At 61.0% G+C, this 13995-nt stretch carries 17 protein-coding genes and 1 tRNA gene; 14 read left to right on the top strand and 4 right to left on the bottom strand.

The features are described 5' to 3' along the window. The first annotated feature begins 100 nt into the window (after positions 1 to 100). The 4 genes from AC0JZ4_RS06085 to AC0JZ4_RS06070 all read left to right on the top strand — a co-directional run bounded on the left by AC0JZ4_RS06085 (position 101) and on the right by AC0JZ4_RS06070 (position 3720). The gene (locus AC0JZ4_RS06085) at positions 101 to 1126 is read left to right on the top strand and encodes a substrate-binding domain-containing protein (RefSeq protein ID WP_471885516.1); all 1026 of its coding nucleotides are present in this window, start codon (positions 101 to 103) and stop codon (positions 1124 to 1126) included. A gap of 97 nt (positions 1127 to 1223) precedes the next feature. After that, positions 1224 to 2303: an ABC transporter permease gene (locus tag AC0JZ4_RS06080; protein ID WP_471885515.1), complete on the top strand. Its 1080-nt coding sequence runs from the start codon at positions 1224 to 1226 to the stop codon at positions 2301 to 2303. Next, positions 2279 to 3103, top strand: a complete 825-nt coding sequence (locus AC0JZ4_RS06075; RefSeq protein ID WP_471885514.1) for an ATP-binding cassette domain-containing protein — start codon at positions 2279 to 2281, stop codon at positions 3101 to 3103. The genes AC0JZ4_RS06080 and AC0JZ4_RS06075 overlap by 25 nt, the downstream gene beginning before the upstream one ends. Beyond that, on the top strand, positions 3100 to 3720 hold the full coding sequence (locus tag AC0JZ4_RS06070; protein WP_471885513.1) for a nucleoside triphosphate hydrolase: 621 nt from the start codon (positions 3100 to 3102) through the stop codon (positions 3718 to 3720). Before AC0JZ4_RS06075 ends, AC0JZ4_RS06070 begins: the two co-directional genes overlap by 4 nt. A gap of 27 nt (positions 3721 to 3747) precedes the next feature. Here the strand turns inward: AC0JZ4_RS06070 and AC0JZ4_RS06065 are convergent, their stop codons facing one another. From AC0JZ4_RS06065 to AC0JZ4_RS06055, 3 genes are all read right to left on the bottom strand, one after another. After that, positions 3748 to 4383 carry a class I SAM-dependent methyltransferase gene (locus AC0JZ4_RS06065; RefSeq protein WP_471885512.1) on the bottom strand — a complete coding sequence of 212 codons (636 nt, stop codon included), beginning with the start codon at positions 4381 to 4383 and terminating at the stop codon, positions 3748 to 3750. Positions 4384 to 4395: 12 nt separating this feature from the next. Beyond that, positions 4396 to 5064: a pseudouridine synthase gene (locus AC0JZ4_RS06060; protein ID WP_471885511.1), complete on the bottom strand. Its 669-nt coding sequence runs from the start codon at positions 5062 to 5064 to the stop codon at positions 4396 to 4398. 137 nt (positions 5065 to 5201) lie between these two features. Next, positions 5202 to 5291 (bottom strand) — tRNA-Ser (locus AC0JZ4_RS06055). Positions 5292 to 5606: 315 nt separating this feature from the next. Between AC0JZ4_RS06055 and rplU the strand changes: the two genes are divergently transcribed. The 4 genes from rplU (at position 5607) to AC0JZ4_RS06035 (ending at position 7579) form a co-directional block, all read left to right on the top strand. Beyond that, positions 5607 to 5918: a 50S ribosomal protein L21 gene (rplU, locus tag AC0JZ4_RS06050; protein ID WP_148143782.1), complete on the top strand. Its 312-nt coding sequence runs from the start codon at positions 5607 to 5609 to the stop codon at positions 5916 to 5918. Positions 5919 to 5950: 32 nt separating this feature from the next. Then, positions 5951 to 6220: a 50S ribosomal protein L27 gene (rpmA, locus tag AC0JZ4_RS06045; RefSeq protein ID WP_132278681.1), complete on the top strand. Its 270-nt coding sequence runs from the start codon at positions 5951 to 5953 to the stop codon at positions 6218 to 6220. 127 nt (positions 6221 to 6347) lie between these two features. After that, a complete protein-coding gene (locus AC0JZ4_RS06040) occupies positions 6348 to 6995 on the top strand; it encodes a GNAT family N-acetyltransferase (RefSeq protein ID WP_471885510.1) in 648 nt (215 codons plus the stop codon). After that, the gene (locus AC0JZ4_RS06035) at positions 6992 to 7579 is read left to right on the top strand and encodes a GNAT family N-acetyltransferase (protein WP_471885509.1); all 588 of its coding nucleotides are present in this window, start codon (positions 6992 to 6994) and stop codon (positions 7577 to 7579) included. Before AC0JZ4_RS06040 ends, AC0JZ4_RS06035 begins: the two co-directional genes overlap by 4 nt. Positions 7580 to 7617: 38 nt before the next feature. On the opposite strand, the gene AC0JZ4_RS06030 is transcribed toward AC0JZ4_RS06035, so the two are convergent. Further along, positions 7618 to 8481 carry an endonuclease/exonuclease/phosphatase family protein gene (locus tag AC0JZ4_RS06030; RefSeq protein WP_471885508.1) on the bottom strand — a complete coding sequence of 288 codons (864 nt, stop codon included), beginning with the start codon at positions 8479 to 8481 and terminating at the stop codon, positions 7618 to 7620. Positions 8482 to 8583: 102 nt separating this feature from the next. Here AC0JZ4_RS06030 and obgE point away from each other — a divergent pair, with 102 nt between their 5' ends. From obgE to rlmH, 6 genes are all read left to right on the top strand, one after another. Next, positions 8584 to 9648, top strand: a complete 1065-nt coding sequence (gene obgE / locus AC0JZ4_RS06025; RefSeq protein WP_471885507.1) for a GTPase ObgE — start codon at positions 8584 to 8586, stop codon at positions 9646 to 9648. Beyond that, positions 9645 to 10826 (top strand): glutamate 5-kinase, encoded by a 1182-nt coding sequence (gene proB / locus AC0JZ4_RS06020; RefSeq protein ID WP_471885506.1) that lies wholly within the window; start codon positions 9645 to 9647, stop codon positions 10824 to 10826. Before obgE ends, proB begins: the two co-directional genes overlap by 4 nt. Beyond that, a complete protein-coding gene (locus AC0JZ4_RS06015) occupies positions 10816 to 12096 on the top strand; it encodes a glutamate-5-semialdehyde dehydrogenase (protein ID WP_471885505.1) in 1281 nt (426 codons plus the stop codon). The genes proB and AC0JZ4_RS06015 overlap by 11 nt, the downstream gene beginning before the upstream one ends. A 48-nt stretch (positions 12097 to 12144) precedes the next feature. Next, on the top strand, positions 12145 to 12738 hold the full coding sequence (locus AC0JZ4_RS06010; RefSeq protein WP_471887812.1) for a nicotinate-nucleotide adenylyltransferase: 594 nt from the start codon (positions 12145 to 12147) through the stop codon (positions 12736 to 12738). 197 nt (positions 12739 to 12935) lie between these two features. Then, positions 12936 to 13325, top strand: coding sequence for a ribosome silencing factor (gene rsfS / locus AC0JZ4_RS06005; protein ID WP_471885504.1), 390 nt, complete (start codon positions 12936 to 12938; stop codon positions 13323 to 13325). Positions 13326 to 13428: 103 nt separating this feature from the next. Next, positions 13429 to 13911, top strand: a complete 483-nt coding sequence (gene rlmH, locus AC0JZ4_RS06000; protein ID WP_471885503.1) for a 23S rRNA (pseudouridine(1915)-N(3))-methyltransferase RlmH — start codon at positions 13429 to 13431, stop codon at positions 13909 to 13911. Positions 13912 to 13995: the final 84 nt, after the last annotated feature.

The following is a 13995-nucleotide window of genomic DNA, read 5'->3' as shown; positions in this document are numbered from 1 at the left end:
TGTAAGGATGCAGGAACGCCTGGAGGAGGCACCTGGCTCAATCCGGCCTGCATGTGGAGGAACCGTCCGCGGTCGCGGACCCCGTCTCTGGGAGGAGATCATGAAGACATCCCTTTTGTCGCTGTCATTCGGCGCGCTGGCGCTTGGCGTAGCGTTCGCAGCCCCTGCCAATGCAGCCGATGTTTCGGCTTGCCTGATTACCAAGACAGATACCAACCCCTTCTTCGTCAAGATGAAGGAAGGCGCCACCGCCAAGGCCAAGGAACTCGGCGTGACGCTGAAATCCTATGCCGGCAAGATCGATGGCGACAGTGAAAGCCAGGTGGCGGCGATCGAAACCTGCATCGCCGACGGCGCCAAGGGCATCCTGATCACCGCATCCGATACCAAGGGCATCGTACCGAACCTCAAGAAGGCCCGCGACGCCGGCATGCTGGTGATCGCGCTCGACACACCTCTTGAGCCGATCGACGCCGCTGACATGACCTTTGCCACAGACAACCTTCTCGCCGGCAAGCTGATCGGTCAGTGGGCCAAGGATACGCTCGGCGATGCCGCCAAGGACGCCAAGGTGGCCTTCCTCGACCTCACCCCATCACAGCCTTCCGTCGATATTCTGCGCGACCAGGGTTTCATGATCGGCTTCGGCATCGACCCGAAGGATCCGAACAAGATCGGCGACGAGGATGACCCGCGCATCGTCGGCCACGACATCACCAACGGTAACGAAGAAGGCGGCCGCACCGCGATGGAGAACCTTCTGCAGAAGGATCCCACCATCAACGTCGTCCACACGATCAACGAACCGGCCGCCGCCGGCGCCTATGAGGCGCTGAAATCGGTCGGGCGCGAGAAGGATGTCCTGATCGTCTCCATCGACGGCGGTTGCCCCGGCGTACGCAACGTCGCGGACGGCGCAATCGGCGCAACGTCGCAGCAATACCCGCTGCAGATGGCGGCGCTCGGCATCGAGGCGATCAAGCAATTTGCCGATACTGGCGAAAAACCCAAGCCGACAGAAGGCAAGAACTTCTTTGATACCGGCGTGACTCTGGTCACGGACAAACCGGTACCGTCGATCAAGTCGATCGACACCAAGGAAGGCCTCAACAAGTGCTGGGGTTGAGCCTCTAGCCACGTCCTGCAGGTCGGTGGAACACGTTTCACCGACCTGCCACGGCAAACCGGCCTGAACCGGCATTAGACAAAAGCGGGAGGATTTCATGAGCGAGCCAACGGCGAGCGCACCGCATAACGATTACGAAAAGGTGCTGAAGGATAGTTCGAAGGAGGTTGCCTCCTTCGATCACGAACAGCCGTCTGCCCTTCACAAGTTCCGCCATTTCCTGCACTCCAATCCGTCGGCCGTCTCGCTGATCGTGCTGCTCGTCTCGCTGATCGTCTTCGGCCTGACACTCGGCGGAAAGTTCTTCTCGGCCTTTTCGCTGACACTCATCCTGCAGCAGGTGGCGATCACCGGCATCGTCGGCGCCGCCCAGTCACTGATCATCATGACCGCCGGCATCGACCTCTCGGTCGGCGCGATCATGGTCCTGTCGTCGGTGGTCATGGGCCAGTTCACCTTCCGCTACGGGCTGCCGCCTGAACTCGCCATCCTCTGCGGCTTTGCCACGGGCGCGCTCTGCGGCTTCATCAACGGCGTGCTGATCGCCAAGGTCAAGCTGCCGCCCTTCATCGTCACGCTCGGCATGTGGCAGATCGTGCTGGCCAGCAACTTTCTCTATTCGGCCAACGAGACGATCCGGGCCCAGGAAATCGAGGCGAACGCACCGATCCTGCAATTCTTCGGCGAGACGTTCCGTATCGGTGGGGCGGTCTTCACCTATGGCGTCATCGCCATGATCCTGCTTGTCGGCGTACTCTGGTACGTGCTCAACCACACGGCCTGGGGCCGCCATCTCTATGCCGTCGGCGACGACCCGGAAGCAGCAGACCTCTCCGGCGTCAACGTGCAGCGCATGCTGATTTCCGTCTATGTTCTGTCCGGCGTCATCTGCGCGCTCGCCGGCTGGGCACTGATCGGCCGCATCGGCTCCGTCTCGCCGACCGCCGGCCAGTTCGCCAACATCGAATCGATCACCGCTGTGGTGATCGGCGGCATATCGCTGTTCGGCGGCCGCGGCTCCATCCTCGGCATGATGTTCGGCGCCCTGATCGTCGGCGTCTTTTCGCTGGGTCTGCGCCTTCTCGGCACCGATGTTCAATGGACCTATCTCCTGATCGGCGTCCTCATCATCGTTGCCGTCGCAGCCGACCAATGGATCAGAAAGGCTTCACGCTGATGCCCCAGGAAAGTAACCAGCTTCAGACCAGAAAACCTATCCTCACCGGCCGCGGCCTGATCAAGCGCTATGGCCGCGTGACCGCCATCGACAATGCCGATTTCGACCTCTATCCCGGCGAAATCCTTGCCGTGATCGGCGATAACGGCGCGGGAAAATCATCGCTGATCAAGGCGGTTTCCGGCGCCATTCGCCCCGACGAGGGAGAGATCCGCATGGATGGCGAACTCGTCCATTTCGCCTCCCCGATCGAAGCCCGCAAGGCCGGTATCGAAACCGTCTACCAGAACCTCGCCCTCTCCCCGGCGCTGTCGATCGCCGACAACATGTTCCTCGGCCGCGAGATCCGCAAACCGGGCTTCATGGGCAAGTTCCTGCGAAAACTCGACCATGCCGCAATGGAACGGCTGGCGCGCGAAAAGCTTTCCGAACTCGGCCTGATGACGATCCAGAACATCAACCAGGCGGTGGAAACCCTGTCCGGTGGCCAGCGCCAGGGCGTGGCCGTTGCGCGCGCCGCCGCCTTCGGCTCGAAGGTCATCATCCTCGACGAGCCGACCGCCGCGCTCGGCGTCAAGGAGAGCAGACGCGTGCTGGAACTCATTCTCGACGTGCGCTCGCGCGGCATCCCGATCGTGCTGATCTCCCACAACATGCCGCATGTCTTCGAGATCGCCGACCGCATCCATATCCATCGTCTCGGCAAACGGCTTACCGTCATCAATCCGAAGGATTATACGATGTCGGACGCCGTCGCCTTCATGACCGGCGCAAAGGTACCGGAGCCGATCGCCGCATGACATTGGAGACGACAGGCATTGCTGAAACCATTCTGGCGAAGGCGACCGGGAAAACGCGGTTTCTGGTCGCCCTCGCCGGCCCGCCCGGCGCCGGAAAATCGACGCTGGCCGACCGGCTTCGCGATGCGTTGACCGCAAGGGGTGAAGCGGCCGAAGTCCTGCCCATGGACGGCTTCCACATGGATGACGCCGTCCTGCGACAGAAGGGAACGCTGGCCCGCAAGGGCGCACCCGAAACGTTCGACGTGCGCGGTTTTGTCGATATCATCGTGGCAGCCAGGAAAGCCGACGGCGAAATCCTTGCCCCGGTCTTCGATCGATCCCGCGAGATCGCCATCGCCGCCGCCCGGATCATCCCGGCATCGACCCGTTTCGTCATCATCGAAGGAAACTATCTTCTGCTGGATCAGGCGCCCTGGGCCGACCTTGCGGACCTTTTCGACTTCACCATTATGATCTCTCCGCCGACAGCGACGCTCGAGGAGCGCCTGATGCATCGCTGGCTGTCCCTTGGCCTAGACGAGGCGACAGCGCGCAAAAAAACGCAGGACAACGATCTGAAGAACGGCATCCTCATTCGCGACCATTCGCGGGATGCGGACATGACCATCACCTGACGCTGGCGGAAAAGCCGATGTTCGATCTCAAGTGCCGCAACCGGACACGGCTGCGATCTTTGCCTTGACGAACACGTCGTAACGCGTGCTTTTCCCGGCAATCTGATGCGACGGCTTGCGCACGCCCGGCATCGGCTCACCGCGCAGCGGCCACTTCAACACGACCCGGCTTTGCGCCGCCTCAAGCGCGACCTGCATCAACTCGACTGAATCGGCATCCGTCCCGACGATGTCGCGGATCAGCCGCATCTCCTTCTTGACCAAAGCCGTCTTGTCGCGCGGCGGATGCATGGGGTCGATCAGCACGACCTGCGGATTCAGCTGCGGAAGCAGCAGCCGCGAATCCCCGTGCATAAGGGTCATCCGCTCCACGGTCTCGGCATAGCTGCCGCCCTCGGCCCGTGCCCGCTCAAGCCCTTCGGCCAGAAGCCTGTGCATCGTCTGCGAGCGCTCGATAAGTGTCACGCGCGCCCCCAGCGACGCGAGAAGAAATGCGTCGCGTCCGAGGCCCGCGGTTGCATCGACGACCTCCGGGATCACGCCCTTTGCAAAGCCTACGGCCTTCGGCAGTGCCTGGTTTCGCCCCTCGCCGGCGCGAAAGCGATGCCCGACGGCTCCACCGACAAAATCGACGACCAGCGATGCTTCTTCGAATTTCTGCACCGATATCCGACCTTAGAAGGGAGTGGGGGCTGTAAACGTGACGTCTTCGCCACGAGGATGCCGGAAACTCAGCTTTTCAGCATGAAGCAAAAGCCGGCCGGCCGCCGAAAGGGCCGCATCGTCCGCATAGAACTCATCGCCGAGGATGACGTGACCGATAGCCTTCATATGCACACGCAGCTGATGCGTCCGTCCGGTCAAGGGAAACAGACGCAGGCGCGTCCTGTTTTCTCCATACCCCAGAACCTTCCACCGCGTCTGCGCCGGCTTGCCAAGATCGACATCGACGCGGTGCCGCGGCTTGTTGTCCGGATCGATCGCCAAGGGTAGATCCACCATGCCCTCTTCGTCCCGAACATGTCCAAACACCTCCGCCACATAGGACTTTTCGGTGGTACGCGCCTCGAATTGCGCGGCGACGAAGGCATGGGCGCCCCGATTGAGCGACATGAGAACGACGCCGGACGTATCCTTGTCCAGCCGGTGCACGATCAACGCCTGGGCAAACTCCTTCTGCACCCGCGTCAGCAGACTATCAAAAAGCACAGGATGCCGCCCCGGTACGGAGAGCAGCCCGCTCGGCTTGTCGAACACAAGAAGATCCTCGTCACGGTAAAGAAGCGAGAGATAGGGGTCCATTGGCGGATGATAGATGGGAAGCACATCGTCGAGAGCAGTCATGACCGCGTTTCTATCACAAAAACGCAAACGCGTAAGATTAGCGAACGAACGACGCACGGCACCAGACAGATATCGACGCGGCTAAGCGAGACATCATGAAGTCACGGCTATGAACGTAATTCTGGCATTTGAAATAATGGCGGAGAGGGTGGGATTCGAACCCACGGTGCCCTCGCAGGCACGCCGCATTTCGAGTGCGGTGCTTTCGACCACTCAGCCACCTCTCCGCTTTGCTGGTCGGCGCAATGTTGCGCGGGCTGTCTCATAGCGGCGAAAAATCAGGCTGGCAAGGGGGCAAGTAAAACTCTTCACATCCTTTCGCCTTGACAGTTTTTTGTCACTCGCGTATGCCCGCCTGCGTTCAGGTTGTGGAATTATGTCCATAACCGGCGATTGCGCGGAAACCACGTGTTTCCATGCGATTTCACCGGCAGTTCCGTTCGAAAAGATTTCTCTTCTCCAACCCCTGCTAAAGACCGACTGAGAAAAAGACGGCCCTTCTCTTTGGGAAGAGAGCCGGAACGAACATGAAAGGATATAAAATGTTCGCAGTCATCAAGACCGGCGGTAAGCAGTACCGCGTGGCCGCCAACGACGTGCTGACCATCGAAAAGCTGGAAGCCGAAGCTGGTGCAGTAGTCGAATTCAACGAAGTCCTGGTTGTCGGCGTAGGCGCCGATGCCAAGATCGGCGCACCGTTTGTTTCGGGCGCAACGGTCAAGGCCGAAGTTGTCGAGCATAACCGTGGCAAGAAGGTCATCTCCTTCAAGAAGCGTCGTCGCCAGAATTCCAAGCGTATTCGTGGCCATCGCCAGCATCACACGGTCGTCCGCATCACGGACATCCTCGGCTAATTCAGGTTTTCGAAGGTTAAAGGAGAACACCAATGGCACATAAAAAAGCTGGCGGTTCGTCGCGTAACGGTCGCGATTCCAATTCCAAGCGCCTCGGCGTGAAGAAGTTCGGTGGCGAAGTCGTCATTGCGGGCAACATTATCGTGCGTCAGCGCGGTACGCAGTGGCATCCGGGCGCCAATGTCGGCCTCGGCAAGGACCACACGATCTTCGCCCTGACGGCAGGTAACGTGAACTACCGTACGAAGGCCAACGGCCGCGTGTACGTGTCCGTTATGCCGAAAGCCGAAGCCGCAGAATAAAGCCGGCAAGCGTTAGCAACCGGCGTCTCATCGACCCGGTTGACCGTTCAAAGGTTCAGTCAAAGAAAAGGGGAGATGGGGCGCCACCCACCTCCCCTTTTTCTTTACCTCCAGAGGAGACTGAACCATGCAAGTCGAATTGTTGAGGGCGAGCCAATCCCGGCCGCCGGAAGAACGGCTGCGGCCGGACAGGTCCAGGGACCTGTCGAGAAGCGAGTGCCCCGTCTTATTGTCGCCGAGACTGGTTCTCCGCGCGCCCCATATCGAAGACATTGACGCACTTGCCCATCTCGCCAACAATGCGAAAGTCGCGACCATGGTGTCGCGCATGCCGCATCCCTACACGGCGAAAGACGCAGCCGATTTCGTGCGACGCACGAATGCCGGCGAGATTGGCAAATGCGTCTATGCCATTACCCGCGCCAATGACGGCGCCTTTCTCGGTTGCTGCGCCCTCGAGCCGCAAAGCGACGGCCATACGCTGGAAATCGGCTACTGGCTGGGCGAGCGCTATTGGAACGACGGCTACGGCACGGAGGCGGCCCATGCGCTGATCGACATGGCGTTTCGCACCAGAAGCGAAATCGACCAGATCGATGCACGCTGCCGGGTGACCAACATCGCCTCTAAGCGGGTGATCCAGAAATGCGGCTTCCAGTTCCAGGGGGCGGGCATGATCGATTGCCTGGCCGAAGGCGCCATGGTGCCCGTCGAATGGTTTCGCCTCGACCGCAAGACCTGGATATCGCTCAGAAGCTGGGGAGAGCTGAGATGAACGCGGCCGTTGTACAGACCATGATCGACCGGCCCTTATCGCCGGGGCCCTGCCCGGTCATCCACTCGGCCAGACTGACGCTTCGGCCGCACAGGCTCTCCGATGCGGAGGCGATCTCCGCCTCGCTCGCCGATTTCAAGGTTGCCCGCATGCTGTCACGCGTGCCACAGCCCTATCATCGGGAAGACGCGCTCGACTGGCTGGTCCGCCAGACATCCGGCCTGATGCCGGACTGGAACCTGGCGATCACCACCGGCGACGATGTCCATATCGGCACCGTCGGCATGGAATTGCGGCGCAACGGATGGCATCTCGGCTACTGGCTGAACCGCTATTACTGGGATCGCGGTTACATGACGGAAGCCGCAGGCGCCGTTCTGCAACGCTTCTTCCGGCGCATGCCGGACGCGACCGTCCATTCGGGCGCCTTTGCCGACAACCTCGCGTCGCTGAACATCCAGCGGAAGCTCGGTTTTCGCATCGTCGACGCGGGCGAACTGTTCTCCGTGTCGCGCAACCGCATGGCGCCGCATATCGAGACTGTCCTCGAAGCAGCCGACCTCACCCTGCCCAACCCACGGTGACGATCATCGACATTCCCGACGCAAGCCGGGAATGTCCCTCAATCCAACTCGAGCCAGACCGGAAAGTGGTCTGAGCCAAGCACGCTATTGTCGACAAGGACCGACCGAAGTCTGAGCGCCAGACCGGCATTGATGAAACAGTAATCGAGATGCATTCTCATCGTTCCCTCGCCCGGCGGCTCCGCCCAGCTGTAACTGTCGTCAGACAGTGCGCCGACCTGCGCCAGCGCATCGACGAACTGGTCGCCCTTCAGCGAGCGGCCGTAATAGCGATCCGGCCGACCGGTCGCGACAATGTACTCGTCGGAACCCGGCACCATGTTGAAATCGCCCATCACGACGAAATCCTCCGGCAGCGGCAGCTGCGGAAATCCGCGCTCGCCCGGCGCGGTCAGCGACCCGCCCTCGGCTGCGAAGTTCAGCACGCGGTCCTTGAGATAAAGGATCTGCGCGATGCGCTCGTCGGGCGAGACATGGTCCAGATGAACGGAATAGGCGCGGATCGGGCCGCAAGGCGCATCGATAAGCGCTTCCAGCGCGCCGCGCTGCAGGTTCAGCTTGTCGAAGCTGCGCGTACGCGGAAGCAGAAAATGCCGAGTGGCGAGAATGGGATAGCGCGACAGGATCATGTTGCCGAACTGAAAGCGCCGCTCGCTACGGCGCCCGGCTTCGATCGAGGCTTCCAGCAACACATCGCAAGGTGCGCCGAACACATGGAAATGCTCCGGCAGCAATTCGGCAAAGCGGGCGACGAGATCCACGCCACCATTCTCCGGAGAACCGCGCGTCACCTCCTGCAGCGCAATCACATCCGCGTCACGCACGGTATCGGCAATCCGCTCCGGGTCGAACCGGCCATCCATGCCGATACCGTATTGGACGTTATAGCTGACGAACTTCATGATAATCTTTGACCTCCACCGCAACGAACGGTATCGAAAACCCAAGCTAGGCGTCCAAAAGCCTTTTGAGACCCGGCGTAACACGGAACTGACGGCAGTAAGATGAAATTTCTCGACGAAACAAAGGTCTATATTCGCTCCGGCGACGGTGGCGCGGGCGCAGTTTCGTTCCGTCGCGAAAAATTCGTCGAGTTCGGCGGACCCGACGGCGGTGACGGAGGGCGCGGTGGCGACGTGTGGGTGGAGGCGGTCAACGGTCTCAACACACTCATCGACTTCCGCTTCCAGCAGCATTTCAAGGCCAGTATCGGCATCCACGGCATGGGCCGGAACCGCACCGGCGCCAATGGCGACAGCGTAACGTTGAAAGTGCCGGTCGGCACACAGATCTTCGAGGAAGACAACGAGACGCTGATCATCGACCTCGTCAAGGAAGGCCAGAAGTTCCGGCTTGCCAAGGGCGGCAATGGCGGCTTCGGCAATACCCATTTCAAATCCGCCACCAACCAGGCGCCCAACTGGGCCAATCCCGGCCTTGAAGGCGAGGAAAAGACGGTCTGGCTGCGGCTGAAACTGATCGCCGATGCAGGCCTCGTCGGCCTGCCGAATGCCGGCAAGTCGACCTTTCTCGCATCGGTCAGCCGCGCCCGCCCGAAAATCGCCAATTACCCGTTCACCACGCTTCACCCGAACCTGGGCGTCGCGTCGATCGACGGTCGCGAGTTCGTGCTTGCAGACATTCCGGGCCTGATCGAAGGTGCCCATGAGGGGGTAGGCCTCGGCGACCGTTTCCTCGGCCATGTGGAGCGCACCCGCGTATTGCTGCATCTCGTTTCGTCGATGGAAGAAAATGTCGGCCAGTCTTACAAGACCGTAAAGGCCGAGCTGGAAGCCTATGGCGGCGGTTTGATCGACAAGCCGGTCATCGTCGCCCTCTCGCAGATCGATATTCTCGACGAGACGGAACTGAAGAAGAAAGCCAAGGAGCTTGCAAAAGCCTCCGGCGAGACGCCGTTCCTGATTTCCGCCGTCACCGGCAAGGGTATGACTGAAGTGCTGCGTGCGCTGCGCGATGTCATCATCGAGGCGAGCGACGGCGAGAATACCGCGCTACCCGACCGCTCGACGCCCGTTGAAGACGACATGGAAGAAGGCGACGACGAATGAGCCACCTGCAGGCCAGCACCCGCAAGCCCCTTGCGAGTTATCGCCGCGTCGTCATCAAGATCGGCTCGGCATTGCTGGTCGATCGGAAGACCGGCCTCAAGTCGGCCTGGCTCGACAGTGTCTGCAGCGATATCGCCGCACTCAAGGCATCGGGCATCGATGTCCTCGTCGTCTCGTCGGGCGCCATTGCGCTCGGCCGCACCGTGCTCGAATTTGCTCCCGGCGCATTGAAGCTCGAAGAGAGCCAGGCGGCGGCCGCCGTCGGCCAGATCGCGTTGGCGCGCGCCTGGTCGGAAAGCCTGTCGCGTGACGCTATCGTCGCCGGCCAGATCCTGCTGACGCTCGGCGACACGGAAGAGCGCCGCCGCTATCTCAATGCCCGCGCGACGATCAAGCAACTGCTCAAGATCGGCGCAGTGCCGATCATCAACGAGAACGATACGGTCGCCACCTCGGAAATCCGCTACGGCGACAATGACCGCCTCGCCGCCCGAGTGGCGACGATGACGGGAGCGGACCTGCTGATCCTTCTTTCCGATATCGACGGCCTTTACACGGCACCGCCGCATATCGACCCGCAAGCGAAATTCCTCGATACGATCGCCGCCATCACGCCGGAAATCGAAGCCATGGCCGGCGGCGCGGCATCAGAACTGTCGCGCGGCGGCATGCGTACCAAGATCGATGCCGGCAAGATTGCCACGGGCGCCGGCTGCGCCATGATCATAGCCTCTGGCAAGACCGAGCATCCTCTGCAGGCCATAGAACAGGGCACCAGGTCCTCGTGGTTCGCACCGTCCGATACGCCGGTTACGGCGCGCAAGACCTGGATTGCCGGGCAGCTGCAGCCCGCCGGCGAGTTGTTTGTCGACGAAGGCGCGGAAAAGGCGCTCAGGTCCGGGAAAAGCCTGCTGCCGGCCGGCGTTCGCCGCATCGCGGGCCAGTTTCATCGTGGCGATACCGTCGCGATCATCGGCACCGATGGCCGGGAGATCGCACGCGGCCTGGCAAGCTACGATGCCGAGGAGGCACGCCAGATCACCGGCCGCAAGTCGAGCGAGATCGAGGACATTCTCGGCTATGCCGGACGCGCCGCGATGATCCATCGCGACGACATGGTGATGACCGCGAAAGTCCGCCAGAGAACGAGCATCGAGGAGACGGTTCATGCTGGATAAGGTATCGAGTGGCGATGTCGAGGCCGTGATGGCCGAGATCGGCCGCAACGCCAAAGCGGCTGCCCGCAAGCTCGCCACCGCATCGACCGAAGCAAAGAATGCGGCGCTTCACGCCACGGCCGATGCCATTCTGGCCGCAAGCGAGACCATTCTCGCCGCCAATGCAGCGGACCTGAAGAATGTCGAGGGCAAGGGCCTACTCCCTTCCTTCCTGGATCGACTGACGCTGACACCGAAGACCATTGCCGGCATGGCGCAGGCACTGCGCGAGATCGCCGATTTCAAGGATCCGGTCGGCGAAGTCATCGCCGCCTGGGAGCGCCCGAACGGCCTTAACATCGAGCGCGTCCGCACGCCGCTCGGCGTTATCGGCGTGATTTATGAAAGCCGCCCGAACGTGACCGCCGATGCCGGCGCTCTGTGCCTCAAGGCCGGCAATGCCGTGATCCTGCGTGGCGGCTCGGATTCCGCCCATTCATCGCAGGCGATCCATGCCTGCCTCGTGCAAGGCCTCAAATCCGCAGGCCTGCCGGAACACGCAATCCAGATCGTCCCGACGACGGACCGTGCAGCCGTCGGCGCCATGCTCTCGGGCCTGAGTGGCACAATCGACGTCATCGTCCCGCGCGGCGGCAAAAGCCTTGTCGCCCGCGTCCAGAACGAGGCACGCGTACCAGTCTTCGCCCATCTCGAAGGCCTTTGCCATATCTACGTCGACAGGTCAGCCGACCTCGACATGGCAAAGAAGATCGTCGTCAATGCCAAGATGCGCCGCACCGGCGTCTGTGGCGCGGCCGAAACGCTGCTTGTCGACCGTGCAGCCGCAGCAACGCATCTCGTCCCGCTTCTTGAAGGCTTGAAGGGCGCCGGCTGCATTATCCGCGGATCGGCGGAGGTCCTGCTTGCAGATGCCACCGCAGAGGCCGCGACCGAGGAGGACTGGCGTACCGAATATCTCGATGCGGTCATTTCGGTAGACATAGTCGATGGCATCGATGGCGCAACACGTCATATCAACACCTACTCCTCCAGCCATACCGAGGCGGTGATCGCGGAAGATCCTGCCGTTGTTGCGCGGTTCTTCAACGAGATCGATTCCGCAATTCTCCTTCACAATGCCTCGACCCAGTTTGCCGATGGCGGTGAGTTCGGCATGGGCGGCGAGATCGGCATCTCGACCGGCAAGATGCATGCACGCGGCCCCGTCGGCGTCGAACAGCTGACCTCGTTCAAATACCGCGTGCACGGCACCGGCCAGATCCGTCCATAAGGCGCGTACGAAGTGGAGGAGCAAAGGATCGAACGTCGATACCTCTCCATGCCGCATGTCGAACGTGGCATGGCCGTCGGCCTGTTCGGCGGTTCCTTCAATCCACCGCATGAAGGCCATCTTCTCGTGGCGGAGATCGCGCTTCGCCGTCTCGGCCTCGATCAGCTCTGGTGGATGGTGACACCCGGAAATCCACTCAAGAGCCGGTCCGAACTGGCACCGCTTGCCGATCGCCTGGCGATGAGCGAGAGGTTGATCGATGACCCGCGCATCAAGGTCACAGCCTTCGAGAAAAGCCTCGGCGGCGCCTACACGGCCGACACGCTGGCCCATATCAAGGCGAAGAACCCGCAGACGAGTTTCGTCTGGATCATGGGCGCTGATAGCCTGAGGTCGTTTCATCTCTGGCAGAAATGGCGCGACATCGCCTCCACCTTTCCGATCGCCGTGATCGATCGCCCCGGCTCGACCCTGTCGTTCCTCTCGTCGAAAATGGCACGGACCTTCGATTATGCGCGTATCGACGAGGACGATGCAGGCACGCTCTGGAAACGTCGTCCGCCGGCCTGGACCTTCATCCATGGCCCGCGCTCGACCCTCAGCTCAACCGCGCTCAGAAAGATCAACGGCGGCAAAGCATAGCAATCAATCCCTACCGTGACAGGCAGGTGAAGACCGCGCGTATAGCGTTCACCTTTTATGGTTCTCCCTTGAAAGATTAACCATTCGGTGCCACCTTCGAGTAAGCGGCCGACTCTTGATCGGTGCAGCTGAAAGTGCTTGTTGCTGTTACTTGGACGAAAGGACAGACCCTGACAACAGTACACGCCAAGGGACGGATGGCGACCATCCTCCCGCAGAGTTCCGAACGCGGCGCCGATGCTGCCGAACGTGCTCTCGAACTGATCCTCAACAGCCTTGAGGACTCAAAAGCAGAAGATATCGTCTCCATCGACATTGCTGGAAAGTCGGCGCTTGGCGACTACATGGTCGTCGTCACCGGGCGATCGAGCCGTCATGTCATGGCGATCAGCGAACATCTCGTCACCGACCTGAAGGATGAAGGCCTCGGCTTTCCGCGGGTCGAGGGCCTGGAAACGGGCGACTGGGTGCTGATCGATACCGGCGATATAATCGTGCATGTGTTCCGTCACGAAATCCGCGAGATCTACAACATCGAAAAGATGTGGGCGGCTCCGGAAATCGAAGAGGGACCGCTGCTCCATTAAGCGGTTTGGGCTTGGCCTGAATCGTCTGAAGCCGCTAAAGCGAAGCTGGTGCGTCGCACCGGGCTTGAGGAATTTGGCGGCTTGAATTTGGACGGACCAGGACATGCGTATTACCCTTTTTGCCGTGGGACGGCTGAAAGCCGGACCGGAGAAGGATCTTGCGTCCCGTTATCTCGACAGGTTTGCCAAGGCGGGTCCGGCCATCGGGCTTGAATTGGCAAAGCTCGTCGAAGTGCCGGAAAGCCGTGCCTCCAACCCGGACACCCGCAAGCGCGAGGAAGCGGCAGTGCTTGAGAAGGCTCTGGCAGATGGCGCAGTGCTCGTTCTTCTGGACGAGCGCGGCAAGACGATGGACAGCCAGACCTTCGCCGATACGCTCGGCCGTTTCCGTGACAACGGCAAGCGCGAGATGATGGTGGCGATCGGCGGCGCCGATGGACTTGATCCCGACCTGCGAAATCGTGCAGACATCGTTCTCAACCTCGGCACCATGACATGGCCCCACCAGCTCGTCCGCATCCTGATTGCGGAGCAGCTCTACAGGGCCGTCACCATCCTTTCCGGTCACCCCTACCACCGCGTTTAACCTTTCGTTGAAGCTCAAACACGATGTTGTTTGTGGCATGGCAGGGCAAATCACCTTAGTCTTTGCCACTTGAAACGGAGCTTT

The organism is [Rhizobium] kunmingense (assembly GCF_977018605.1).
This window is presented reverse-complemented; position numbering and strand designations above follow the sequence as displayed.